This is a genomic window from Prevotella brunnea (genome assembly GCF_008016795.1).
In the GTDB taxonomy this organism is placed as follows: domain Bacteria; phylum Bacteroidota; class Bacteroidia; order Bacteroidales; family Bacteroidaceae; genus Prevotella; species Prevotella brunnea.
The window spans coordinates 1-23,959 of sequence record NZ_SDIK01000016.1 but is presented as its reverse complement, the minus strand read 5'-3'; the positions used below and the strand labels follow the sequence as shown (position 1 = coordinate 23,959).

The 23,959-nt window shown below is 41.7% G+C and carries 23 protein-coding genes and 1 tRNA gene; 12 read left to right on the top strand and 12 right to left on the bottom strand.

The window, feature by feature from the left end:
- Positions 1-58: 58 nt before the first annotated feature.
- The 3 genes from ETF27_RS02405 (at position 59) to ETF27_RS02395 (ending at position 2,607) form a co-directional block, all read left to right on the top strand.
- Positions 59-670, top strand: a complete 612-nt coding sequence (locus ETF27_RS02405) for an RNA polymerase sigma factor (protein WP_158635971.1) — start codon at positions 59-61, stop codon at positions 668-670.
- 104 nt (positions 671-774) lie between these two features.
- Positions 775-1,929, top strand: a complete 1,155-nt coding sequence (locus ETF27_RS02400; RefSeq protein WP_130829482.1) for an AAA family ATPase — start codon at positions 775-777, stop codon at positions 1,927-1,929.
- 6 nt (positions 1,930-1,935) lie between these two features.
- Entirely contained in the window at positions 1,936-2,607 is a 672-nt protein-coding gene (locus ETF27_RS02395; protein WP_130829483.1) for a hypothetical protein, read from the top strand.
- 49 nt (positions 2,608-2,656) lie between these two features.
- Here ETF27_RS02395 and ETF27_RS02390 read toward each other — a convergent pair whose 3' ends face one another.
- Positions 2,657-3,784, bottom strand: a complete 1,128-nt coding sequence (locus ETF27_RS02390; RefSeq protein ID WP_240048111.1) for a clostripain-related cysteine peptidase — start codon at positions 3,782-3,784, stop codon at positions 2,657-2,659.
- Between the two features lie 292 nt (positions 3,785-4,076).
- Between ETF27_RS02390 and ETF27_RS02385 the strand changes: the two genes are divergently transcribed.
- Positions 4,077-4,355 (top strand): HipA N-terminal domain-containing protein, encoded by a 279-nt coding sequence (locus ETF27_RS02385; RefSeq protein ID WP_317131318.1) that lies wholly within the window; start codon positions 4,077-4,079, stop codon positions 4,353-4,355.
- Here ETF27_RS02385 and ETF27_RS02380 read toward each other — a convergent pair.
- The 3 genes from ETF27_RS02380 to ETF27_RS02370 all read right to left on the bottom strand — a co-directional run bounded on the left by ETF27_RS02380 (position 4,320) and on the right by ETF27_RS02370 (position 6,374).
- Positions 4,320-4,523, bottom strand: a complete 204-nt coding sequence (locus ETF27_RS02380) for a hypothetical protein (RefSeq protein WP_240048110.1) — start codon at positions 4,521-4,523, stop codon at positions 4,320-4,322. The genes ETF27_RS02385 and ETF27_RS02380 overlap by 36 nt on opposite strands.
- 543 nt (positions 4,524-5,066) lie before the next feature.
- On the bottom strand, positions 5,067-5,645 hold the full coding sequence (locus ETF27_RS02375; RefSeq protein ID WP_147785433.1) for an anthranilate synthase component II: 579 nt from the start codon (positions 5,643-5,645) through the stop codon (positions 5,067-5,069).
- A 36-nt stretch (positions 5,646-5,681) separates the two neighbouring features.
- Positions 5,682-6,374: a phosphoribosylanthranilate isomerase gene (locus ETF27_RS02370; protein ID WP_147785432.1), complete on the bottom strand. Its 693-nt coding sequence runs from the start codon at positions 6,372-6,374 to the stop codon at positions 5,682-5,684.
- A gap of 340 nt (positions 6,375-6,714) precedes the next feature.
- Here ETF27_RS02370 and rpe point away from each other — a divergent pair, with 340 nt between their 5' ends.
- A complete protein-coding gene (gene rpe, locus ETF27_RS02365; RefSeq protein ID WP_130829487.1) occupies positions 6,715-7,365 on the top strand; it encodes a ribulose-phosphate 3-epimerase in 651 nt (216 codons plus the stop codon).
- Between the two features lie 77 nt (positions 7,366-7,442).
- Here rpe and ETF27_RS02360 read toward each other — a convergent pair whose 3' ends face one another.
- From ETF27_RS02360 to ETF27_RS02325, 8 genes are all read right to left on the bottom strand, one after another.
- Positions 7,443-8,039: a sigma-70 family RNA polymerase sigma factor gene (locus ETF27_RS02360; protein WP_130829488.1), complete on the bottom strand. Its 597-nt coding sequence runs from the start codon at positions 8,037-8,039 to the stop codon at positions 7,443-7,445.
- Between the two features lie 130 nt (positions 8,040-8,169).
- On the bottom strand, positions 8,170-8,700 hold the full coding sequence (locus ETF27_RS02355) for a DUF6359 domain-containing protein (RefSeq protein ID WP_240048109.1): 531 nt from the start codon (positions 8,698-8,700) through the stop codon (positions 8,170-8,172).
- Positions 8,701-9,401: 701 nt separating this feature from the next.
- Positions 9,402-9,474: transfer RNA gene (locus tag ETF27_RS02350), tRNA-Phe, on the bottom strand.
- Between the two features lie 179 nt (positions 9,475-9,653).
- Positions 9,654-10,757 carry a thiamine-phosphate kinase gene (locus ETF27_RS02345; protein ID WP_147785431.1) on the bottom strand — a complete coding sequence of 368 codons (1,104 nt, stop codon included), beginning with the start codon at positions 10,755-10,757 and terminating at the stop codon, positions 9,654-9,656.
- A gap of 143 nt (positions 10,758-10,900) precedes the next feature.
- A complete protein-coding gene (locus tag ETF27_RS02340; RefSeq protein ID WP_130829491.1) occupies positions 10,901-11,710 on the bottom strand; it encodes a purine-nucleoside phosphorylase in 810 nt (269 codons plus the stop codon).
- Positions 11,595-12,782 carry a tetraacyldisaccharide 4'-kinase gene (gene lpxK, locus ETF27_RS02335; RefSeq protein WP_130829492.1) on the bottom strand — a complete coding sequence of 396 codons (1,188 nt, stop codon included), beginning with the start codon at positions 12,780-12,782 and terminating at the stop codon, positions 11,595-11,597. The genes ETF27_RS02340 and lpxK overlap by 116 nt, the downstream gene beginning before the upstream one ends.
- A 63-nt stretch (positions 12,783-12,845) precedes the next feature.
- Positions 12,846-14,615 carry a signal peptide peptidase SppA gene (sppA, locus tag ETF27_RS02330; protein ID WP_147785430.1) on the bottom strand — a complete coding sequence of 590 codons (1,770 nt, stop codon included), beginning with the start codon at positions 14,613-14,615 and terminating at the stop codon, positions 12,846-12,848.
- Between the two features lie 328 nt (positions 14,616-14,943).
- Positions 14,944-15,123, bottom strand: a complete 180-nt coding sequence (locus ETF27_RS02325) for a hypothetical protein (RefSeq protein ID WP_147785429.1) — start codon at positions 15,121-15,123, stop codon at positions 14,944-14,946.
- A 167-nt stretch (positions 15,124-15,290) separates the two neighbouring features.
- Here ETF27_RS02325 and ETF27_RS02320 point away from each other — a divergent pair, with 167 nt between their 5' ends.
- The 7 genes from ETF27_RS02320 to guaA all read left to right on the top strand — a co-directional run bounded on the left by ETF27_RS02320 (position 15,291) and on the right by guaA (position 23,241).
- A complete protein-coding gene (locus ETF27_RS02320; protein WP_147785428.1) occupies positions 15,291-16,364 on the top strand; it encodes a glycerate kinase family protein in 1,074 nt (357 codons plus the stop codon).
- A gap of 350 nt (positions 16,365-16,714) precedes the next feature.
- The gene (locus tag ETF27_RS02315; RefSeq protein WP_130829495.1) at positions 16,715-16,984 is read left to right on the top strand and encodes a co-chaperone GroES; all 270 of its coding nucleotides are present in this window, start codon (positions 16,715-16,717) and stop codon (positions 16,982-16,984) included.
- 84 nt (positions 16,985-17,068) lie between these two features.
- Positions 17,069-18,694: a chaperonin GroEL gene (gene groL / locus ETF27_RS02310; protein WP_130829496.1), complete on the top strand. Its 1,626-nt coding sequence runs from the start codon at positions 17,069-17,071 to the stop codon at positions 18,692-18,694.
- A gap of 183 nt (positions 18,695-18,877) precedes the next feature.
- Positions 18,878-19,099 carry a hypothetical protein gene (locus tag ETF27_RS02305; RefSeq protein ID WP_130829497.1) on the top strand — a complete coding sequence of 74 codons (222 nt, stop codon included), beginning with the start codon at positions 18,878-18,880 and terminating at the stop codon, positions 19,097-19,099.
- A gap of 12 nt (positions 19,100-19,111) precedes the next feature.
- Positions 19,112-20,662, top strand: a complete 1,551-nt coding sequence (locus tag ETF27_RS02300) for a RapZ C-terminal domain-containing protein (RefSeq protein ID WP_130829498.1) — start codon at positions 19,112-19,114, stop codon at positions 20,660-20,662.
- A gap of 147 nt (positions 20,663-20,809) precedes the next feature.
- A complete protein-coding gene (locus ETF27_RS02295; RefSeq protein ID WP_130829499.1) occupies positions 20,810-21,622 on the top strand; it encodes a sugar phosphate nucleotidyltransferase in 813 nt (270 codons plus the stop codon).
- 77 nt (positions 21,623-21,699) lie between these two features.
- Positions 21,700-23,241, top strand: a complete 1,542-nt coding sequence (gene guaA / locus ETF27_RS02290; RefSeq protein WP_147785427.1) for a glutamine-hydrolyzing GMP synthase — start codon at positions 21,700-21,702, stop codon at positions 23,239-23,241.
- Positions 23,242-23,959: the final 718 nt, after the last annotated feature.

The following is a 23,959-nucleotide window of genomic DNA, read 5'->3' as shown; positions in this document are numbered from 1 at the left end:
CTACCTTTGCCGCATGTTAGTCTATGAACAGCGATCGATCGTAGGTGAGACAACGGAAATGGATGATCTTGAAGCGCTCCGGATGATTGCATCAAGATGTGAAGGGTGGCAGAAGGCTTTTTCCACTCTTTACACACGGTATGAGGATACTTTAATTACCTATTATTGCAGGACGCACGGCAAGGAGGCCGCCAGCGACATGGCGCAGTCTCTGTGGCTTACCCTCCTGGAAAGAGCAGAAGAATTGACGTACCTCGAATCGTCGGACAGGATTAAGGGATTCCTGATGAACATAGCCCGCTGTCAGGTCATAGATTTGTATCGAAAAGAAAAACTACACAAGAAATACGGACTTGTTTCTTTAGATGAACAGGAAAAGTTTAAAACTGTAGCCTATAACGTCAAGGATAAGTCGGCGGATGCCTCAGGTGGCATAGCCAGTCGGGAGATTGAATCCATCGTCTCGAAAGTATTGAAAAGATACAGGAAAAGGGAACAGATCGTGTTCCGCAAGATGGAAGAGGGCTGCCCTGCCCGTGAGGTGGGCAGGATGGTAGGCTATACGGAAGCCACTGTCTATAAGAAATATAGCCTCATGCGCAGGAATATCCGCCTTGCTCTGATCCAAGGTGGCTACACCCTCTTAGCCCTGCTGATGTTTACGGAGTGAGAAGAAGCCCGTAAAGAGAGTATTATTTATAAAGATAATATTGTTTTCTTATATATATTGCTTATCTTTGCACCAAACAACTCTTGTCATAAAGAAATATCATCATGAATGAATATATAAGAATCCAGCATTTCGGTCCCATCGTGGATGTTGAATTAGATCATATAGCTCAACTGACATTGCTTGTTGGTGAATCAGGAAGCGGAAAAAGTACCGTTATGAAATTGCTGTCTATGTTCCGATGGATTTATAAACGGGTCGTACTTCGCTCGTATGTAAAACAGGCCGACATCAATGATAATGGGATTAGGTTTGATTTTCAAGCTTTGCTTCGCACATCTGGTCTCGAAGAATATAGGGACAAGAAGAATACGAAGACGAAGACGAAGATTATCTATCGGAGAGGTAAATACGAAATTGCTTATCGCAATGGTAAACTGGATGCCACCATAACTATAAGTCCCAAAGATTTGAGTCTGGAGAAAATATGCTTCTTGTCCGACAAGAGAGTGATTTTACCGGATCTGGTTGACAATAAATTTAATAGAAAAAATGCTAATTATTATCTAGAGGATACGATGGAAAATTTTCTGCTGGCGCAGGGAGTCATCGAGGAATTTCCTGTAGATTATCTCGGCGTAAAGTTCAAGGTGGAAAAGAGTGGCAGTGCTGCCAAATATAAAGTAATGGGTGAAAATCAGGACAACCAACCTTATAATGTCAGTCTGAAGAACGCATCTTCTGGAATGCAGAATGTCATTCCGATGAGCTTGATCGTAGAATATTATTCCCGCTATTTCGACCCTAAGAAATCTATGGATACTTCGTTGTTTCAGTATTTGCAGGCAGGAGATCGGTTGAAATACTTTAACACTGCTCAGAATATTGGAGAAATAGAGCAAAAGAATGTTCATATCCTGATAGAGGAACCTGAGCTGAGCCTCTATCCTGACAATCAGGCTTCATTGATGGATTTTCTTGTTGAGCGTTGTTTTAGGACCGACCATCCGTACAATATGACGCTGATGATGGCCACTCATAGTCCATATTTGGTTAACTATCTCAACTTGCTGATGAAGCGGCTTGTCAAAGGCGAGCAAACGAAGGCTTGTATGGATCCGGATAAAGTGGATGTCTATGCTATTATGGATGGAACCGCCGTTTCATTGAAGATGAAGACAGCTCAAGGCGACACGATTATTGATGCCCGTCTGATGTCTGATCCCATTGCAGAAATGTACACGGAATACAATAATTGAACACGGATGGAATTGGAAGATTACCTACGGTCGGATGTCTTGGAGGTTATCAACAAGAAAAGGATAAGACAAGCACCTGAATGGAAGTCTGTACCTGAAGTTCGGATAGAAGATATAAGCGAATATTTGTTTGATGTCCAAGACCCCAAAAACAGCTCCCTCTCTATCAAGAAAGCCTATGGATCCGGGGCAGCTTCTTATATCAATGGAACTCCAGATAATACTTATCCACTTAGATTTGTCTGCTTTGAGGAATATATGAATCAGTTTGTCTTCAATGATGGGCAAGGGAACGCGAAGGTCGCCATGCTCAAGGAAGAACCTCGTCCAGACTTAATAGTTTATAATACAGATGAAGGCAAGAAATATTTTATTATCCAAGAATTATCAGAAGGAAAAATCGCCAAAAAAAAGATAAGAGCTCGTCAACAACTGAATGCGGCACTGGAGTTGCTTTGTAAATCAAGTGTTGTCAAAGACTATATTAGTTCGTTCCACCACCGACTGTGCATTGTTTCGGCAAAGGACGGTAGGGAGGCTGTCCCAACTCCACAAGATGTTGCTAAAGGATTCATGCAGATCTATCAGATTACTCCGGAACCCCTCTTTTTCTCTTTCGGCTCTATGAAACGATATGACTTCCAGGGAATGGAAACCAGCATCGTATGTTTGGAATGAGGAGTCCGCATCCCCTGCTCCTGGGTATGTTCCCATACCCTACTGATGTTCAAGGAGTATTAGCTCCATACACATTGCTCCACTCCATTTCCCTGAAATAATACTTGTATTCTTTCGTGGCGCTCCATTGTTTCAAAGGGACATAGACACTCAGCCCACAGCAATGACTGGGGACGAGCGTAAGCTGGTCAAGGAACTTGTTGGTGGCGGCCCTGTAGAGCACCGCATCGGACAGAGCTTTGTCGAATGCCGAAGTGGCTTGGTCCGCTGACTGATGAACCATGTCAGCCAGGTCGAAAAAGACGTGTGGATCATTGTCGCGGTGGTAGGCTTGCAGGGTGCGGGTGTCCATCGTCTCCACGCAGGACAGCCTATCCTTCAAAAGGACGTTCACATGCTGGTAGAGGGCATCCATCTTGGACGCATCAACCAGTGTAATCGTGGCAGAGCGCATATTGCTGTATTTCTTTCCCTCATAGTGACGATAATAGGTCTTGCAGGCCTGCACCAAAGCATCCTTTCCACCGAACAGAAAAGGCAGCACCTTGGCATAGGGAATGCCCGAAACGTCGTACTGGGCTTCGGCAAGTACTACCGTGGGCGACCCGATGAGGTACTGGCACTTGTGGCGTAGCTGGTAGAACGTCTCGACATTCGCCATTAGACAGGCATCGAACCAAATGTAGTCAGCCACTTGGTCGGGCAGCAACTTGGCCAGGGCGTCTATCTCTATCAATGGAGAGGTGGTTGCCTCGTTGGGCGTGCCGTCAAGGCCCATATATCGGGTGTTGAGATTTTGACGTGAAGGGACGCTGACCTGCATGATGTGGTGCGAATAGCCTCCCGGCAGCCAGCCCGTGGCATGTCCCCACAACACAAGCCCGAAATGGTCGGCAGGAACAAGCTGCTTAGTCTCACCAATGACACGCACCAGCGTTTCCGCCTTGGCCGAGTTCTCCTCTGGATAGTCTTTAAGGGGTATTTCTTCTCCCTGCCTTGAAATGCGGAACAGCCGTGGTGAAGCATCCTGCCGGTCGAGATAAATCACCGTGTTGCCCACGTCCTTGCTTTTCATTCCCTGCTTGAGCTGACCGACCGCATAGTCCACCTGTGAATCCATGGAGTTGTCGGCCATCATATAGACCAGTGTCGTGAAAGAAAGGGGTGTGCCAGGCATTGTACCGTTCTCCTCAGACGAACAGGCGAGGAGGCATGCGGACAAGAGGAGGAGGTAGGCCAGCCGCCGTACCCCATGGACAAGGGAAAGTTTCTTTGAGCTCTTCATGCTTGGATGGTTGATAAATGGCACAAAGATAGTCAGCAGAAGTTACAAAGACTTTAAAAATAGAATAAAATACAAAAACACCTCTGGAAAAATTCAGGACGAGCCCTATAGGGGCGTGAGAGGTTTGATTACGTATTAACGGCTACCAGAGACAATGAGACAAGCTGAGGTATATTGAAAGAGAATCCTTGCTGGCATCCTGACAGAATATGGTGGCGAATACCACTTCTGCTATGACGAATCGTATCTCAACCGTAAAGATGCAATGCCTGTAAGCTTGACGCTCCCATTACAAACAGAAAAAATCGTGAACTCAGTGTTGTTTCCATTTTTTGACGGACTGATACCCAAAGGATGGTTGCTTGATGTGGCACTTCGCAATTTGATTTTTGCTGTTATTCCATTTATATCTCCATCCTTTAGTGTTTCATTGCTGCATCATGCCACGCGCCCCTTCATATGAACACCTCTTAGTACCTACTTTCTGTGCTTCTTTCAGAGCTGTTTCTAAACCTGATTCTAAAAGATTGCATATTCCAAACACTACTTTGTGTTTGAACAAATTATGAATCAAAGCAGCCGCCGTCCAATCGTCCGCACCAACTATGAAAATATTTGTTTCAATTTCCATATTTCAGGTTTCAAGGTTCAAACCTCAGGATTAATATATGAATTATATAGAACCTACCTTAATTGTTGATGCTCTTTATTGTCATTCAATGATTATTTTTGTATTCTTTGATTGAATCTTTTATGAGTTTAGTTGTCATATTCAAGAAAAACAGCTATCTTTGTTTCGTTATTTAGATGGAGTAGGTGTTATGCTAAGTTTTTAATTTTTGATGCACCTTGTCCCTCAAACACTTCGATATAAAATATGGTTGTGTAGCTCCTTGACCAAGTTAAAAACATCCTCAATAGAATCTGTGCTAATGATTCTTGTTGGGTCATATACACAATGTGTTACTGGTGTGTTACCACCACAAAAACAACTGCAAAGTGAAAGTTTAGCAAAACAGTTTAACACATTGTCATATATCCAATTATATCAAAATGCAAGAATATTGGAAATGATTCCAGCCGAATCACAAAAGATTCCAACGGAATCACTCTGAAGAATTGGCTTGATAAAGGTTCTATTGTTACGTAGCTTTCTCATGAATTATACCATAGCTCATAAATTTGAAGTTACTGAAACAAGCCAATTATTTAACATCTCCTTTCCCTTTGGTGTCAGAACGCTCTCCGGGTGGAATTGTATGCCTTGAACATTGAGATGTTTATGTCGTAGAGCCATAATCTTTCCATCCACAGTTTCAGCGGTAATTTCCAAATCAGTGGGGAAATCAATTCGTGAAACCACCCAACTATGGTAACGTCCCACAACAAAAGAAGAACCTAATCCGGAAAATAAAGGAATTTCCATAGTCGTATGTATTTCATCGGATATACCATGAAACACATCAGGTAATTTTTCCAATCTCGCCCCAAAGACTTCCGCAATGGCCTGATGTCCCAAACAAACTCCCAATATTGGCTTTTTATCAGCATAAGTTCTAATCACGTCCATCAAAAGCCCTGCCTCAGATGGCACACCTGGTCCGGGACTTAACAGAATGGCATCATAGTCTTTCAACCGAGAAAGCTCTATCTCATCATTTTTAAGTACGCTAACCTCGACTCCCAATTCACGAACAAGATGAACAAGGTTAAATGTAAAAGAATCGTAGTTATCGATGAGTACGCACTTCATAACAAAACTTCTTAATTTAGAGCAGAAAGCAATGGTCTATCGTGCCACTGAAACAAATTCGCTTAGTTTATCAATATTCTTTAATGCCGGTTTATCCTCCACTTGTTCATTAAGATTGATTCCTAAAAATTGTGGATGCTGATAAGTTCGCAACTCATTTACACATTTCGGTGTGATATCGCCTCCAATTAGAAATGGAACATGTCCCTCATAACTATCCAGAATATGATAACTGTTATATTGCAAGTTTTCCGTAGAGGGATATAGTTCAAAAAGAAAATAATCTACAGTATGCTCATACTCTTTATATTTAAGAACATCTTGTTGAGTACGGATAGAGAGTTTTTTCATCACCTTCAGTCCCGGATGAATATCAGGGTCGATGGTTCTGCGAAGGTTATCAATCATAATGGAGCTTTCCTCTCCATTCAATTGAACGATATCCAAATGAAAATTTACAACTCGCGTAATGATATTCTGTGGCATATCGTTTTTAAAAACTCCACACAACTTTATCGATTCCCCATTTCTCAAAGCTTCGTTAGATTCAACCCTGCCATTTGCGGCATCCATCGTTCCATAATCAGGTATTATCCCCGCTTGAGAAGATACTTGACGAACATATCTTTCACTTTTAGGATTGAAGTCAAAACCTATCCAATCGACTCCCAAATTCATGATCTCGTGAATATTACGAGAATCACGCACTCCACAAACCTTTATAATCATACTATCAAATATAAATCTTAAACTCAAGGCAGGTCATAAGACGCCCCACTACACTCATTGAAATATTTTACAAAGTTAATGAAAAAGGAACATTCTTCTTCATTTTTAAGTTTCTATTTTGAAGAAATATCATAAAAACCGCAATATTTTCACAATAAAAAAGAATGGAATAGCGTTCCTTATTCAGTTATACACTTAAAAAATCAGCCTATGATAGATATTTTTACACATGAAGAAATGAATCCATCAGAAAAGACATTAAATTTTATCCGCCAATTCGCGTACACTTATCGTACGCTAAAAGTAAATGACAAATTAGAATCATACTGTTTAAATTGAAATGAACACCTTAGTTTCCCCCTCACTTCTATCGGCTGATTTTCTCCATTTGGATAAAGCCATTGAAATGATTAATCAAAGTGAAGCCGATTACATCCACATGGATGTAATGGATGGAATATTTGTCCCCAATATCTCATTTGGATTTCCCATACTCAAAGCAGTTGGAAAAGCATGCAAAAAGCCCATGGACGTGCACTTCATGATTGTCCATCCCGAACAATACATTCAACAAACAGCAGACGCAGGTGCTGCGATCATGAGTGTACACTATGAAACTTGTACCCATCTACACCGAACCATACAACAAATTCGAAATTCAGGAATGAAAGCCGGCGTTGTACTCAATCCCTCCAGCCCTGTAGGACTATTGGAAGATATCCTCGATGATGTAGATTTAGTACTTCTCATGAGTGTAAATCCGGGGTTTGGTGGTCAAAAATTCATCGAGAATACTATTAATAAAGTGAAGCGCCTTAAAGAAATGATCGCAAGGTCCGGGAAAAAGATAATTATTGAAATAGACGGCGGAGTGCAATCCGAAACGGCTCCACGTCTTGTGAATGCGGGAGCGGATATGCTGGTTAGCGGAAGCCATGTATTTAAGGCGAATGACCCCATTAGCACCATCCGCTCATTAAAGAATCTGTAATTATTCCATAAGGAAATATAGGAGTAGTGAGAAGAGGAGATTTATTGCATTATAAAATCCCTCTTCTTATTGTTTTCTTACGCCAATTGCAGAATCACGCCATGTTCCTTGGCCATGCGTCTTAAATTAATAATTGCATATCGCATTCTCCCCAAGCTCGTGTTAATACTCACCCCGGTGGTTTCAGCTATTTCCTTGAAGGACATTTCCTGATAGAAACGCATAAAAACAACTTCTCTTTGAGGAGCCGGGAGGTGATTTATCATTTTCCTAATATCCGATAACGTTTGAGCACTTACAAATTCATTTTCGATATTTCCGATTTGAACGTCAAGCCCACCAATATTGGAAAGATCATTTTCCTTGGGAGCTTCCATTATTTTATCAACTTTTTGAGCGCGATACCAATCCATAATGACATTATGCGCTATTCTCATGGCCCATGAGGAAAATTTCCCGGTTGGTAGATATTTTCCTTGCTGCAATCGAACTATGATTTTTACAAATGTCTCTTGAAACACATCATCGGCGATATTGCGATCATGCACAACGAACAAGATATAAGAGAATAATTTTGACTGATTTCGTGATAACAATAAATCAAAAGCCTTATTATCTCCATCAATATAAGACAAGGCCAAATCCTCGTCTGACATATTCTTTAGATTCTTCATTCCTTAAACATTTTACACATAAGTAATGATGTTTCAATAGGCTCTTATTTTTTATTGATGGTAAGATTTATTGTATTTACTTTGCAAATATAATTACTTTTATCTTTTTAGACAAACTTTTAACGAGATTTTACGAACCATCCTCACTTTCATCGACCAATTCATATCCTTCTATATCATCTTTCATTCCCGGGATTCCCAAATACTTTTTTCTGGAACCATAAAAAAACGCTTTCTTCCCAAAGAGTTCCGGATTGCGATGAAGACTAAAAAGTTCACGCATCTCTCCTGTCTTCAGTTGAATAGAAATCACCTTATGGTAATCGGTCTCCCCCGGTTCGTCAGCCAACAATATTGCAGTATCATAGGAAAAAGGCTTTTCCCATTCTGCATTTTTTATATTCTTTGTACAATCACCAACAATGTATCCTACTACCCCTACTTTCATACCTGTAATATCCAAAGCCATAAATTGAGCAACAGAGTATAGATAGTCACCGTCCCCCTCATCATTGGTATTATCATCAGCATCGTCAGTTTTCTCTTCCGGATTTTCTTTCTTATCTTCAAAATCCTCCAAGCCTGTTTTAACACATGCCGAAAAAGCACCTAACAGACAACATAATAATAACAGTTTTATGGTTTTCATCATATCCATCATGACCAACTGATGCAAAGGTATAAAAAGTCGGAGAAACAGGCAAGAAAACAAACCAAAGATTGACAGAAAACTAAATATTAAAGCAAAGAAGATAAAGTTGCATCAAATCATGAAACTTGACGTATTTTGTTACAATGCTGAATAGCGCCAACCTCCTCACATCTCCAATTCGTATTCAGATAATGGTAAACAGATGCTTGATAGCGAACATTCGCTCCCAACTATCACTACGAAATTATATAACAAAAACCACATCACGAACACGCGTCGCAACCTATTGATAATCAATATGATATTAAATGCGACTTAAAAGGTGAGCTTTTACATTCCAATTCATGACCTCTTGCATTGCAAAAGCTTAGCTTTTGGAAAGCAAAAGCTAAGCTTTGGATAAATGAATGAAGAAAATTTAGGACATTATTGATTTTTTCCCATATCGGCGGGAAGGATTTCCGTGTTTTCAAAGACCCTCCAAATAAGGAATATGTTTGTCTTTTGTCTTGCCCGGACAGGCACAGGTGTTGATATAAGTTTAAGAGTATGGGGGGAGGTAGTCAGTAAATTGCTGAATAACAGACATATATAATTGAATATTTCTAATAGTGGTCATTAGAAATATGAACTACATTTGTTTTTAATGGTCGATTTGAGATAAAAAAAGAGCGGACCCTTACGAGAACCGCCCTAATGAAAGGAGGAAGTGGTACCACCAGGAATCGAACCGGGGACACAAGGATTTTCAGTCCTTTGCTCTACCAACTGAGCTATGGCACCAACTGCTTTTCATGTCTAACTTTAGTCATTTCTGAATTGCGAGTGCAAAGATAACCAATTCTTTTTAATGTCGCAAATAATGCTAAGATTATTTTCAACATTAACCTTTCTTTACAAAAAAAATGGTGTGCTGAGCAATGTTACCTCACCCTATCGCTAACTAATCCCTCCCCCTACCGTTATTGTTTATTCCATCCTTGCGCCATGAGTTCAAATTCCTTACCATCTCTCGTTATGATATATTCTCCCAATTTTTCCTCTGTGATATACCCTATCTGGTGAATATTTTCCACTTGTTCTATCTTAGCATGCTCCTCAATTGGAATGGTAAAGAGCAATTCATAATCTTCTCCCCCATTGAGTGCCGCCGTAGTAAGATTCATGTTAAACTCCTCGCATGCAGAAGCTGTTTGATAATCAATGGGGATTTTATTTTCATATATTCTGCAGCCACATCCGCTTTGCTTGCATATATGTTTTAGATCACTCGCCAATCCATCAGAGACATCAATCATTGAGGTGGGATGAATGTCGGCCTCACTAAGTTGTTTAAGAACATCACCAGGAGCCTCCGGCTTCAATTGACGATCGATTAAATACTCTTTTCCCACAAAGTCTGGTTGAAAATGATTAATAGCTTCACGTTCAGCCTTTAAGCCTTCCAACATCGCTTTATTATTCGATGATGTGGCATCTTTGAGTTTTCGATTATATTCTTCAACCTGCTGATAGTAAACAGTTTTCTCCCTCTCAAGAATTTGAAGTCCCATATAGGCTGCTCCCAAATCGCCCGACACGCATATAATATCGGTAGGTTTTGCTCCTTTACGATAGACAATACTTTCTTTCTCCACTTCGCCCATGCATGTCATATTAATGGCAAGCCCGGTGAAAGAAGAAGTGGTATCCCCACCCACAAGATCAACCTTCCATTTATAACAAGCGGTTTTCAGTCCTCTATAGAAGTCCTCCAAGTCTTCCACCTTGAAACGTTTTCCGAGACCGATAGATACTATAATCTGTGTGGGACGACCATTCATGGCAAAGATATTACTCATCGTAATCATCGCACATTTATAAGCGAGATGTTCCATATCGATGTAAGTAAGGTCAAATTGTATGCCCTCCATGAACAGTCGAGAAGTTAAGAGCGTCTCTTTGTCGGAATGATTCACGATGGCCGCATCATCACCTATGCCCAAATGAGTAGACAGATTTGAAATCTTTATATCTTTTGTAAGTCGCTCAATCAGAGCGACTTCACCCAATTCTTTTATTTCCATTTATTTTCCAGCTTACTATCTAAATCTTCATCTTTAAGAAAGAGCGTGTATATTCGGATATTGGCACGAATAAAGACTATCGGGTCTTCTTCATGCGTTCTATCGTTTCTTATACACGCCCTTTCCGGTGATTCGCCTTATCGTCAAGACCGTTTTATCATTTCACGCATAATTTCCGTCATAAGTGGTTGAGCGGCATTGGCAGCTTCTTGTACTTCTTCGTGACTGACCTCTACCGGCACATCAAATCCACCCAAATCAGTGATTACGCTAATACCAAAGACTTTGATACCCGAATGACGTGCCACGATTACTTCGGGAACTGTACTCATCCCCACTGCATCTCCTCCTAAAATTCGATACATCTTGTATTCTGCCGGTGTCTCGAACGTAGGTCCTTGCACTCCGGTATAAACACCATGCAGCACACGGATATTCTTTTCTTTTGCTATATCGTCCGCCATTTTGATAAGCTTATGATCGTAGGGCTCATGCATATCGGGGAAACGTGGTCCTGTGGGAAAATTCTTTCCATGCAGAGGATGTTCTGGGAAAAAGTTTATGTGGTCGGTGATTATCATCAAGTCCCCAACCTTGAATTCCGGATTCATGCCTCCCGACGCGTTCGATACGAAGAGTGTCTCGATGCCAAGTTCATGCATGATGCGAATTGGGAAAGTAACTTCTTTCATTCCATAACCTTCATAATAATGAAAGCGTCCTTTCATCGCCATGATATCTTTACCGCCAAGTTTTCCAAAGATAAGACTGCCCGCATGACCTTCAACGGTAGATACCGGGAAGTTAGGAATATCTTTGTAAGAAAACTCGTAAGTATCAGTAATTTCGGAAGCTAATTGTCCGAGGCCCGTTCCCAGAATGATTGCCGTTTTGGGGCTTGTTTTCATCCTTTCTTTTAGCCAAGATGCTGTTTCTTGAATTTTTTCGTACATAGGATAATATTTTTTCGTTAAATCGCTCTCCTTTTTCAAGCATAAAGTTCACCTTTATAGGCAGAGCATAAATATTCTTTCTTACTTCTTCGTCTAAGCCCTCCAGATTGAGAAGGCGTGCTTTGTCTTTTTCCGTTGTGACAATGATTTTCGGTTGATTCATTTGTGCAAACGAGGCATTAATCATTTTCACGTCTTTCGCCTTGAATGCATGATGATCGGGGAAAGAAAGCACCATGGGAATCTTCTCTCCCATATATTGTTCCAAATCCATTTCCAATTGTTTGGGCAAGGCTATCCCAGAAAGCAACATCACATTGAATTTAGCTAAACTCGTCAAAGGTATCAAGTCTTTGCTTGCCTCTTTTTCAAATACCGGGTTCAATGCTTTGTAATCAATTGTCGTAAAGAATAAATCTTGAAAAGGATATAAATCCATCGCTTTGCTCAATACTCTATAATCAATGGGATTTAGGTCTTTCGGACATTTGGTGATAATGACGATATCCGCACGATGCTTCCCTGACAGTGGTTCGCGCAAACGCCCTGCCGGCAAGAGTTTGTCATAAACTATCAAGCGATGATAATCAACAAGAAGAATATTAATACCCGGTGTTACGTAACGATGTTGGAAAGCATCATCAAGTATCACCACATCGGTATTTTTCGTTGCTTCATCCGTTGTCAGCCTGTCTATCCCCGCACATCTGTTTTTATCCACTGCCACATACACATCAGGATATTTTCTTTTCATCTGAAAAGGCTCATCTCCTATCACCTTCATGGGTGTTTCCGCATCTGCTAACACGTATCCGCGACTTTTTCTTTTATATCCGCGAGAAAGCACGGCAACCTGCATATAGTCTTTTAACAGCTCCACAAGATACTCCACGTGAGGCGTCTTCCCCGAACCTCCCACAGTAAGGTTTCCGACAGATATTACAGGCACATCAAAACTTCTACTCTTTAGTATGCCCAATTCAAAGAGTTCGTTGCGAATGCCTACTCCCAAGCCATATAACCAGCTTAGTGGGAGTAACCATTTATTTGTTTTAATGAAATCGCCTTCCATATATGTGTCTCAAATTCAATTTAGAGAATAAGCCTCAACATACCTTTCAATGAAAATAAGGTTCTATTTTATATTAAGATAGTAAGGCATTCTCGCCTGAATGGCTGATTGTGAATTAAGTGAGTTCAAAAGAGTAAACGGTTCATAGAAGACACCAAGCGTTGCGTGAAGTTGCTCATCTAAATAATTGTTATTGTTCGCTTGTTCCATGAGTTGTGTCATCCAATCCGTAGGAAGAGGGTAACTTTTCGTATAATACTCTTTCAACTTTGCCATTTGCGCCGCTTTGCTTATCGCCTTGTCTATGCCTCCAAGTTCATCTATTAATTTTATTTTCAATGCGTCTTCACCGGAATAGACATGTCCCTGAGCAATGGCTTCCACTTGAGTTTCACTTAGTTTTCTACCTTTTGCCACTCGATTTTTAAATAATTTGTAGCCTCGATCGATATAACGTTCAAGATAGCTTATTTCTTCGGGTGTAAAAGCTCTTGTCATTGTTCCGAAACCGGCGTTCTTATTTGTTTTTACTTCGTCAAATTTCAATCCTAATTTTTCAGTAAACAACCCTTCAAGGTTGGGAAACATTCCAAAAATTCCTATCGACCCGGTAATGGTTGTAGGTTCGGCAACAATCCAATTTGCCGGAGCGGATATATAATAACCGCCCGATGCAGCCATTCCTCCCATACTTATAACCACCGGTTTCACTTTTTTAAGTTCCGTTATCTGATGCCATATCTGTTCTGAAGCATAAGCTGATCCGCCACCGGAATTAATCCTAATCACCACGGCTTTCACGTCGTCATCATTCATTAAGTTCTCAATATCTTTACAAACCACTTGAGCATCTATCAAATGACCTTCTGTTGTGAGTCCTCCCGCAGCTCCATCAACGATATTTCCAAACGCATAATAAACTGCTATTTCCTCTCCATCAGTATCATCATCGACTGCTTTCAAATCTGCCAACGAAACCTGTTTGATGCATTTTTCATCCTTAATCTTCAACAACTTTTTCACCTCCTTCTTTACTTGATCTGTATAGAGCAAATCATCAACCATCTTCATGGTTTTATATTTTTCCGGAGAAGCGAAAGTCACTAAGCTGTCGGCATAGCGATTTAAGTTGGCAACAGAAATCTTTCTGCTTGCCCCCACTTCCTTAGTTATGTTGCGCCAGATAGTATTTAGATATGCCGTTGTTTGAGCACGATCCGCATCGCTCATTTTATCTCCCGTAAACTGTTCGGTCGCGCTCTTGTATGTCCCCACTTTCGCAACCTGAATCTTTACTCCTACCTTTGCCAATAAATCTTTAAGATATACGGGCTGGGCAGCAAGTCCGTGCCAGTCGATTTGTCCTTGCGGATTTAAATAAACCTTATCCGCTACCGATGCCAAATAATAAGCCCCCTGTGTGTAAATATCTCCATAAGCCACTATCCACTTGCCACTCTTCTTAAAATCAAGCAAGGCATTGCGAGCAGCTTGCAAAGAAGCATAAGAGTCGGTTGAAAAGGCACCTGTTTCAAGATAAATACCTTTTATCTTATCATTTTTTTTGGCTTTTTTCACCCCCGAGACAAAATCCTCAAGACTGATGTCATTGGCAACCTGACCTGTTATTTTCGAAATGATGCCGTCTTCCGAACGTTCTGTCATTTTTCCGGAAAGATTTATCGAAAGTACGGAATTATCCTTTATATCCGCAGCGGTTTCACTTGAAACTATCATTCCAACCAGACTGATAACTCCGAAAATAACAAATATGACGCCGACAAGGAAAACCCCTACCATCGTCGCAAGTACATTCTTAAAAAAATCTTTCATATAGGTTGTTTTTACGGTTTGTTATTTTAAGGGAGATAATGGCATTCCACAGCAGACAACACACGCTTACTATCTTTTACACCTTATCTATATAATTGCAAAGATAAGCATAAAACGATAAATCTCAAAACTTTTTGAGATTTCTTTAGAAAACACCTGACAAAAAGTCGCTGACGTAACTTCGTCAACAGCTCGAAACACTACAAAGGAAATGTGGTTTGGCAATACTCATAAAGCTATGTTTTCTTGTTAGAACTTATAAGTCAATATTCGGTTAATTCCAATGTAATCGTTTAAAAATGAGAGAGAAAGAATTAACTATATGCAACTAATAAAAATTGATTAAATATCTGATTATCAGCGAATTTATATTTTTCCATCCTGCAAAACCTACATGAGGCATGAAGCCGATGTGTTTATTGAGGTTCAAAACCAACCCGGTCTCGAACCAACGTTGCACTCTTTCAACGAATAGTCGGTGTTCTTTGAGTTGTAGTGAATAGTTCATCTGCCAATAATATTTTTTGTTAAAATGTTGAAATCAATTAAAACTTTTACCGACAGTATGGGCTTTTTTGCGTGGTTTCCCTACCCTTCCTCTCAAATCTCGTGGAAAACCACTATATTTGCATACAAATTATTTATTTAAGTCTCTTAATGTAACGAGTAGTAGAAATGAAAATAATACTCGCCTTCGACAGCTTCAAAGGTTGTTTGTCCTCTATGAAAGCGGCTTCTATTGCCGAAACAGCTATTCGCTCCCTTCCTTACCCCATTGACGTGGTTAAAATTCCCGTTACTGATGGTGGAGATGGGATGCTGTCGGTGTATAATGCCCTTTTCAACTGTAAATCTGTTGCTGCCGAGTGCCACGACGCGCTAATGCGACCTATCAAAACAACTTTCTTGGTAAGAGAAGATGGTGTCTGTGTAATTGAAACAGCAGCAGCTTGCGGTATTAATTTATTGAAAAAGGAAGAGCTTAACCCACTGCGAGCCACCACTTATGGAGTTGGTGAACTGATGATAGCCGCCATCAAGCAGGGCTGTAAAGAGTTCATCATTGGTTTGGGTGGCTCTGCCACAAGCGACTGCGGATTAGGAATGCTCTTGGCATTAAAGGAAGAATATGGGGAAGATTGGTTTCAGCATCGACAACTCTCCGCGCTGAAAATCCGGTTGGCATCAGACGTAAATATCCCTCTGTACGGTTTCATGGGGGCTGCCAATGTGTTTGGTCCGCAAAAAGGAGCGACTGACAAAGACATCGTGTTATTGGATCGGAGAGCGAAAACTTTCGCGACAATGTCGGCAAGAAAAACCGGAAGAGACCATGCACAACAACCCGGAGCGGGAGCTGCCGGCGGTTTGGGCTACGCATTTCTTCAGTTCTTTAATGCCACCATGATTTCGGGAGCGGACTTGTTGCTTTCCGAAGTACAATTTGAGAAAAAGATAAGTGGTGCAGACTTCATTATTACCGGTGAAGGAAGTGCAGACAAGCAAACCTTAATGGGAAAAATTCCTTTTAAACTATTGCAGTATGGGCAAAACGCCAACATTCCCGTTCATCTCTTGGCGGGAAGAATAGCCGACAAAGAGCAATTGCTTTCTGCCGGTTTCGCCTCCGCGCGGTTCATAACGCCTCCCAACACTCCCTTGGAAGAAGCCGTTCAGCCGGCATACGCCAAAAAAAACCTGACCGAAGAAGTAACTCGACTTGTGAATTATCTTTACAACGACAAATAAAAATAAGCATTTACAAACTGCTTATAATCAAGACCTTACAAATCCATTTCAAAAGCATAGCTTTTGATGTGCAAAAGCTATGCTTTTGTGAGCCATTTCCTTAGCTTTTGGAACGCAAAAGCTAAGGAAATGAAAAACGAACATTGAAAAAACAGGACAATAGAGCTTTCCCACAGCATAATTAATGAGCTGAAATCCGAAACATAAAACAACTGACAACAATGTCAGAATTGTCATGCCAGCCGTGTCAGTGTAAAAAGTTGGCACGGTTTTCGTAATAGTATTGGCGAAGACACTAAAAGCAGTTCTTCACCGCAATTGAAAGATTTAAACTAAAAACATATAGAATTATGACAATTAAACCATTAGCAGACAGAGTGCTTGTTCTACCCATCGAGGCAGAACAGAAAGTAGGTGGAATCATTATTCCGGACACAGCCAAAGAAAAGCCACAGCGTGGCAAAGTAATAGCAGTAGGCAACGGTACCAAAGATGAAGATATGATCTTAAAGCCCGGCGATGAAGTTTTCTATGGAAAATACGCCGGAACGGAAATTGAGAACGAGGGCGAGAAATATCTCATGATGCGCCAGAGCGACGTGCTCGCCGTGGTGGAGTAATTTCCGAAAATGAAAATACAATAACGTTCATAATTTCACAACTAACAATCGTTTGAACGATTGAAACAAAATACAAACAATAAAATGGCAAAAGATATTAAATTCGATAAAGAAGCACGCGAGTTGCTTAAGAGTGGTGTAGATCAGTTGGCTGACGCCGTAAAGGTAACGTTAGGACCTAAGGGTCGCAATGTGGTCATCGGTAAAAAGTTTGGTGCGCCTCAGATTACGAAAGACGGTGTTACCGTGGCAAAGGAAATAGAGTTAGAGGATAATTTTGAGAACGCAGGCGCACAACTCGTAAAGAGCGTGGCAAGCAAGACCGGAGACGATGCAGGTGATGGTACGACAACTGCCACCATCCTTACTCAGGCGATTGTTACCGAAGGCTTGAAAAACGTTGCCGCTGGCGCGAACCCAATGGATTTGAAGCGCGGTATTGACAAAGCAGTAAACAAGATTGTGGACTACATAAAGGACAATGCCGAGATCGTTGGCGACAACTATGATAAAATCGAGCAAGTTGCAACAGTAAGCGCAAATAATGACCCTGAAATCGGTAAGTTGCTTGCCGATGCCATGCGCAAAGTGTCAAAAGATGGCGTGATCACAATCGAAGAAAGCAAGACCCGCGACACCACGATTGATGTTGTGGAAGGCATGCAATTCGATCGAGGCTATCTGTCAAGCTACTTCGTTACCGATACCGACAAGATGGAAGCCTTAATGGAAAATCCGTACATCCTCATCTACGACAAGAAAATCTCCAACGTTAAAGACTTCTTGCCCATCCTTCAACCGGCAGCAGAAAGCGGTCGCCCGTTGCTGGTTATCGCAGAAGATGTTGACTCGGAAGCTTTGACAACATTAGTAGTAAACCGTCTCCGTGGCGGACTGAAGATTTGCGCCGTGAAAGCACCGGGCTTTGGCGACCGTCGCAAAGCCATGCTCGAAGACATCGCCGTACTGACAGGTGGCGTAGTGATTAGCGAAGATAAAGGTCTGACACTCGACAAGGCCACTCTTGAAATGCTTGGCTCTGCCAAGAAAGTTACTGTTTCCAAAGATTTCACCACTATCGTTGATGGTGCGGGATCGAAACAGAACATCGCCGACCGCGTAAATCTTATTAAGAGCGAAATTGCCAACACAAAAAGTACATATGACAAGGAAAAACTTCAAGAGCGACTTGCCAAACTTTCCGGTGGTGTTGCCGTACTCTACGTCGGAGCAAACTCTGAAGTGGAAATGAAAGAGAAGAAAGACCGTGTTGATGACGCACTCTGTGCTACACGCGCGGCAACGGAAGAAGGTGTTGTAGTTGGTGGTGGCACCACTTACATCCGCGCTCAAGAGGCTTTGAAAGATTTGAAGGGCGAAAACGCAGATGAGCAGACAGGTATCAACATTATTTGCCGTGCCATTGAAGAGCCCTTGCGCCAGATTGTTGCCAACGCAGGTGATGAAGGTGCTGTGGTAGTAAATAAAGTTCGCGAGGGTAAAGGCGATTTCGGTTACAACGCTCGGAACGACCGCTATGAAGACTTGCGCACAGCAGGTGTGATCGACCCTGCAAAAGTAGCACGTGTGGCACTCGAGAATGCAGCTTCCATCGCTGGAATGTTCCTCACAACTGAATGTCTCATCGTAGATCAACCAGAGGAGACACCGGCAATGCCCGCTAACCCAGCAATGGGTGGAATGATGTAACAACCAATTATCAAGCATAAAAAAGGGGAGTCTGTACGACTCCCCTTTTTGTGCTCCTCCACTCAATATAAGACGAAACAACTGCCCCGGTAAGGACTGTCCTCAAACAATTATTTAAGCTCAAGGAAAGAGGTTTCCGTGTTTTTATTTTCCTCATCTAATCGTTTTTTGTATCTTTGCCAAATGAAGGCTAAGTTAAATTGGAAAATGTTCCTATTGTTCTTCATCGTTATTGGAGGACTCTATTACATTACGCGAAACATCTTGATAACGGCAGGTATCATGATGCTTCTTCTTTTAGTTGATGGGTTGCTACGCCAATACGAATTAAAAAAGAAAGGGGAACGGCAATCAAAAGAGATATTAAAACATCTGAAAGAAAATAATGAGGAAGAGCAACCTTGATAATCGAAAGGAATGGAAAAACTTTTAGAACTATATAAGAATTGGGCAGGTGCAAATCCAAAGAACATCGAGAAGATTCCCGGAGCAGGTAGCAACAGAGAGTACTATCGGTTTTTTAATGATGTCGGAGATACTGTCATCGGAGTAATCGGCACGAGCAGAGATGAGAACCATGCTTTCATCTATCTTGCCAATCATTTCACAAAACGCCGACTGCCCGTTCCACGAATTATAGCAATTTCGGATGATGAGACACGATACCTACAATCCGACTTGGGTAATCGCTCGTTGTTCAATGCCATTGCGGGAGGTCGCGAGGCAGGCGGAAGATATAATCTCGCAGAACAAAACCTATTGCGCAAAACCATTCGACAGCTACCCAATATTCAGCTGAGAGGTGCTCGGGAACTCGACTTTAATCAGTGCTATCCACAGCCGGAATTCAACGAAGAAGGGGTGTTGTTCGATTTGAACTACTTTAAGTATTGCTTCCTGAAAGCAACCGAATTGGACTTTCACGAGCTGAAGCTCCAAGCCGACTTCCATATAATGGCAAAAGACTTGACATCGGAGCCAATGAATTCTTTTCTTTATCGGGACTTTCAGGCACGCAACATCATGCTGGACGCGCAGAACAATCCCTATTTCATTGATTTCCAAGGTGGGAGGAAAGGACCTTTTTATTACGACCTCGCGTCATTCCTATGGCAGGCAAGTGCACAATACTCATTCAAATTGCGAAGAGAGCTTGTCTTCGAGTATTATCAGAGCTTAAAAAACTATACCGAAGTGCCCTCCAAACGCCATTTCGTGAACCGCCTTTCACTATTCGTATTGTTTCGGTTGCTTCAGGTTTTGGGTGCATACGGTTTTCGGGGCTATTTCGAACGAAAAAAACATTTCTTAGATTCGATACCACCTGCCATCCAAAACATCAGAGACCTTTTAACTTTAGACGAAAGTCTATTCCCCTATCCATATCTGATGGAAATTCTCAAGCAGCTGACGCAACTTCCGAGATTTGCTCGAATAGAACAACCTGCCGCCAATCGTACTGATGGATATAAGACGGCGGAAAAAGATATCTATCAAGCCAACCCTCTTGATGGTCCGGCAACTTTCTCGAAATATGATGGAAAAGGTCCATTGATAGTGCGTATCTATAGCTTCTCGTTCAAGAAAGGCATTCCGGAAGATACGTCCGGAAATGGCGGAGGATATGTCTTTGATTGCAGGAGCACACACAATCCGGGACGTTACGAGCCTTACAAGAAGATAAATGGTCTTGATGATTCTGTCATTAGGTTTCTTGAAGACGACGGAGAAATTCTCGACTTCTTAAAACCCATTTACAAGTTGGCAGACCATCATGTGGAACGGTACATCCAACGCGGATTTACCGACTTAATGTTCTGTTTCGGATGCACGGGCGGACAACATCGTTCCGTATATTGCGCTCAACACTTGGGGGAACACTTAAATCAGAAATACGGCATTGAGGTGCATATCGTTCATAGGGAACAAGATATCAGTCAGGTTTTGGCTTCAACCAAGAAACAATGATAGCGAAAAACGCAGATTGTATTTCTTGAAAAAATATTCCATTCAATGAGTATGCCGAACGGATTGAGCAGAAAAAGGCTTTTAGCTTGTTTTCTTTCGGTATCTGAAATATAATTAGTAAATTTGCACGCGTTAAAACAGTAGCTGATGCAGTCGATGATTTTTGCAGCCGGTCTCGGCACTCGCCTTAAACCGCTTACGGACAGAATGCCGAAAGCGTTGGTAAAGGTAGGGGGTAAGCCACTTATTGAACATACGATAGAAACCTTAAAGGCAGCAGGCAGCGAAACCATTGTTGTAAACGTACACCATTTCTCCAACCAGATTATTGATTATCTGCAATCAAAAGATTTCAGTATTGACATTCGCATTTCCGATGAGACAATGCAACTTCTTGACACCGGTGGAGGAATTAAAAAGGCTGCTTCATTTTTTAATCCCTTTCTGCCCATTCTTATTCACAATGTAGATATTCTCAGCAACGCGGATTTACGATCGTTGTATCATCACGCAATCAGACTGAACAAGAAAAGTGGAGTTGACGCTTTGTTGTTGGTGAGCCAGAGAGACACCAAGCGATACCTGATTTTCAACGAAGCCATGAGATTGATGGGGTGGACTAATGTAGAAACGGGAGAGGTGAAGTCGCCTTTTGAGGATATTGTTCATTTGAAATTCGAGCCACCATACAAAGATAAGCAACCAAACACACAACACGGCTACAGGTTGCTCGCATTTTCAGGCATCCATACCGTGAGCCCCACTATATTTCAAGCTATGAGAAACTATCCGGAGAAGTTTCCGATTATGGATTTTTACCTGAAGAATGCTAAGAAAATGAACTTCATGGGGTACATCAAAGAAGACTTGAAGCTTATGGATGTGGGGAAACTTGATAAGCTTTGCGAAGCAGAGGACTTTATAAGAAATGGGTATAATCTTCCATCCTCAAACCCATAAGCAAGGAAGATTCCAAAAGCATACAACGAATAATAAATTAAGATTAATTCCCAAACACATATAAACAACATTAGAATATGCAAAAGATAATCATCCTGGATTTCGGATCTCAAACAACCCAACTCATCGGAAGACGTGTACGCGAGTTGGATACATTTTGTGAGATTCTTCCCTACAACAAATTTCCCAACAATGATCCATCCGTGATTGGTGTCATCCTGTCCGGGTCGCCCTATTCCGTTCATGACAAAGAGGCCTTTCAGGTGGACCTGAAACAGTTTGTGGGTAAAATTCCGGTACTGGGAATATGCTATGGCGCACAATATATCTCACACAAGAACGGAGGAAAGGTGGAACAAACGGGAACGCGAGAATATGGGCGTGCCAACCTTTCCACAATTGATCTCAACAATTCGCTATTCAAGGGATTTCATGAGAACTCGCAAGTATGGATGAGCCACGGAGATACCATAACCGCCATACCCGGGAATTGCAAAACGATAGCTTCCACATCCGACGTGAAATATGCCGCTTACGCCTCAGAAGAGAATAGGTTGTGGGCAGTGCAATTCCATCCGGAAGTATATCATTCTCTGGAAGGCAAAACCTTGCTGAAGAACTTTGTTGTTGATATTTGTGGCAGCAAGCAGGAATGGAGCGCAGCCTCATACGTTGAAACCACCGTTCGGCAATTGCGCGAACGAATAGGTAACGACAGGGTTATTCTCGGACTTTCGGGGGGTGTAGATTCTTCGGTTTGTGCCACGTTGTTGAACAAAGCCATCGGAAAGAATCTGACTTGTATCTTTGTAGATCACGGCATGCTCAGAAAAAACGAATTTTCCAAAGTCATGAAGGCATACGAAGGGTTAGGGTTGAACGTTATCGGTGTAGATGCATCCGAAAAATTCTTCCAAGACTTAAAAGGTGTTACCGACCCGGAAAAGAAACGGAAGATTATCGGTCGCGACTTCGTGGAAGTGTTCAACGCCGAGGCAAAGAAGATTACCGATGCCAAATGGTTGGCACAAGGCACCATCTATCCCGATCGCATTGAGAGTTTGAGCATTACAGGCATGGTAATAAAGAGCCACCACAATGTGGGAGGATTGCCCAAGGATATGCACCTTCAGTTGTGCGAACCATTAAAATGGCTGTTCAAGGACGAAGTTCGACGCGTGGGCTATGAATTGGGTATGCCGGAGCGTCTCATCAAGCGACATCCGTTCCCGGGTCCCGGACTGGCAGTTCGCATCTTGGGAGACATCACTCGCGAAAAAGTACGTATCCTTCAAGAAGCCGATGACATATATATTGAGAATATGCACAACTATGTTTGTGAAGACGGCAAAGTGCTTTATGATAAAGTGTGGCAAGCGGGAACCGTTCTCCTTTCCACGATACGCAGCGTTGGAGTGATGGGCGATGAACGCACCTATGAACATCCCGTGGCACTTCGCGCCGTTACAAGCACTGATGCCATGACAGCAGATTGGGCACATCTCCCCTATGATTTCTTGGCAAAGGTTTCAAATGAAATTATCAATAAGGTAAAAGGTGTAAATCGAGTTTGTTACGACATATCTTCCAAGCCACCATCGACTATTGAGTGGGAATAGTATGGCTATGTTTTCATCCCTCTTCACACTTCAACAGAACGATAATCATGAGAATAGGAAAGAAGCGAACAAAGATTTTATCTTTTCTTAAGACAAACAGAATGGCGCGACAATTATGCCGCGCCATTTCGTTTGAATCCCTATCGCCCATTAGAAACATTCAATTATATATGTTTGTTATTCAGCAATTTAGTAACCAAAAGCCATACGCTATAAACTCATTTCAACACCTGCGCCTGTCCGGGCAAGACAAAAACAAACATATTCTTTATTTAGATGGGGTGTTGAAAACGAGAAAATCCTTACCTCCGATATGGGAAAAGTTCAATAATGTCCTAAATATTCTTCACTCATCTATCCAAAGCTTAGCTTTCACTTTCCAAAAGCTTAGCTTTTGCAATGCAAAAGGTCATGAATTGGAATGCAAAAGCTAAGCTTTTAAATCGCAATTAATATCACTCTGATTATCAATAGATTACAAAACGTTCCTCAGATATGGTTTTTGTAATATAATTTCATGGTGCCGGTCGGGTCGAATCTTCGCTATCAAGCATCTGTTTGCCATCACCTGAATACGAATTGGGGACATGAGTGGATATGTGCTATTCAGCATTGGAACAAAACACGTCAAGTATTATTATTTAATTATTACTGTCCGCTAAACATCCCACATTTTTTATGAATTAGGGCTGACACTTCTCACGAGGTATCAGCCCTT

What these genes read in the sequence shown, in the direction of transcription:
- ETF27_RS02405 (WP_158635971.1), top strand. Translation starts at nt 59, where the DNA reads ATGGATGATCTTGAAGCGCTCCGGATGATTGCATCAAGATGTGAAGGG.
- ETF27_RS02400 (WP_130829482.1), top strand. Translation starts at nt 775, where the DNA reads ATGAATGAATATATAAGAATCCAGCATTTCGGTCCCATCGTGGATGTT.
- ETF27_RS02395 (WP_130829483.1), top strand. Translation starts at nt 1,936, where the DNA reads ATGGAATTGGAAGATTACCTACGGTCGGATGTCTTGGAGGTTATCAAC.
- ETF27_RS02390 (WP_240048111.1), bottom strand. Translation starts at nt 3,784, where the DNA reads ATGCCTGGCACACCCCTTTCTTTCACGACACTGGTCTATATGATGGCC.
- ETF27_RS02380 (WP_240048110.1), bottom strand. Translation starts at nt 4,523, where the DNA reads ATGGAAATTGAAACAAATATTTTCATAGTTGGTGCGGACGATTGGACG.
- ETF27_RS02375 (WP_147785433.1), bottom strand. Translation starts at nt 5,645, where the DNA reads ATGAAGTGCGTACTCATCGATAACTACGATTCTTTTACATTTAACCTT.
- ETF27_RS02370 (WP_147785432.1), bottom strand. Translation starts at nt 6,374, where the DNA reads ATGATTATAAAGGTTTGTGGAGTGCGTGATTCTCGTAATATTCACGAG.
- rpe (WP_130829487.1), top strand. Translation starts at nt 6,715, where the DNA reads ATGAACACCTTAGTTTCCCCCTCACTTCTATCGGCTGATTTTCTCCAT.
- ETF27_RS02360 (WP_130829488.1), bottom strand. Translation starts at nt 8,039, where the DNA reads ATGAAGAATCTAAAGAATATGTCAGACGAGGATTTGGCCTTGTCTTAT.
- ETF27_RS02355 (WP_240048109.1), bottom strand. Translation starts at nt 8,700, where the DNA reads ATGATGGATATGATGAAAACCATAAAACTGTTATTATTATGTTGTCTG.
- ETF27_RS02345 (WP_147785431.1), bottom strand. Translation starts at nt 10,757, where the DNA reads ATGGAAATAAAAGAATTGGGTGAAGTCGCTCTGATTGAGCGACTTACA.
- ETF27_RS02340 (WP_130829491.1), bottom strand. Translation starts at nt 11,710, where the DNA reads ATGTACGAAAAAATTCAAGAAACAGCATCTTGGCTAAAAGAAAGGATG.
- lpxK (WP_130829492.1), bottom strand. Translation starts at nt 12,782, where the DNA reads ATGGAAGGCGATTTCATTAAAACAAATAAATGGTTACTCCCACTAAGC.
- sppA (WP_147785430.1), bottom strand. Translation starts at nt 14,615, where the DNA reads ATGAAAGATTTTTTTAAGAATGTACTTGCGACGATGGTAGGGGTTTTC.
- ETF27_RS02325 (WP_147785429.1), bottom strand. Translation starts at nt 15,123, where the DNA reads ATGAACTATTCACTACAACTCAAAGAACACCGACTATTCGTTGAAAGA.
- ETF27_RS02320 (WP_147785428.1), top strand. Translation starts at nt 15,291, where the DNA reads ATGAAAATAATACTCGCCTTCGACAGCTTCAAAGGTTGTTTGTCCTCT.
- ETF27_RS02315 (WP_130829495.1), top strand. Translation starts at nt 16,715, where the DNA reads ATGACAATTAAACCATTAGCAGACAGAGTGCTTGTTCTACCCATCGAG.
- groL (WP_130829496.1), top strand. Translation starts at nt 17,069, where the DNA reads ATGGCAAAAGATATTAAATTCGATAAAGAAGCACGCGAGTTGCTTAAG.
- ETF27_RS02305 (WP_130829497.1), top strand. Translation starts at nt 18,878, where the DNA reads ATGAAGGCTAAGTTAAATTGGAAAATGTTCCTATTGTTCTTCATCGTT.
- ETF27_RS02300 (WP_130829498.1), top strand. Translation starts at nt 19,112, where the DNA reads ATGGAAAAACTTTTAGAACTATATAAGAATTGGGCAGGTGCAAATCCA.
- ETF27_RS02295 (WP_130829499.1), top strand. Translation starts at nt 20,810, where the DNA reads ATGCAGTCGATGATTTTTGCAGCCGGTCTCGGCACTCGCCTTAAACCG.
- guaA (WP_147785427.1), top strand. Translation starts at nt 21,700, where the DNA reads ATGCAAAAGATAATCATCCTGGATTTCGGATCTCAAACAACCCAACTC.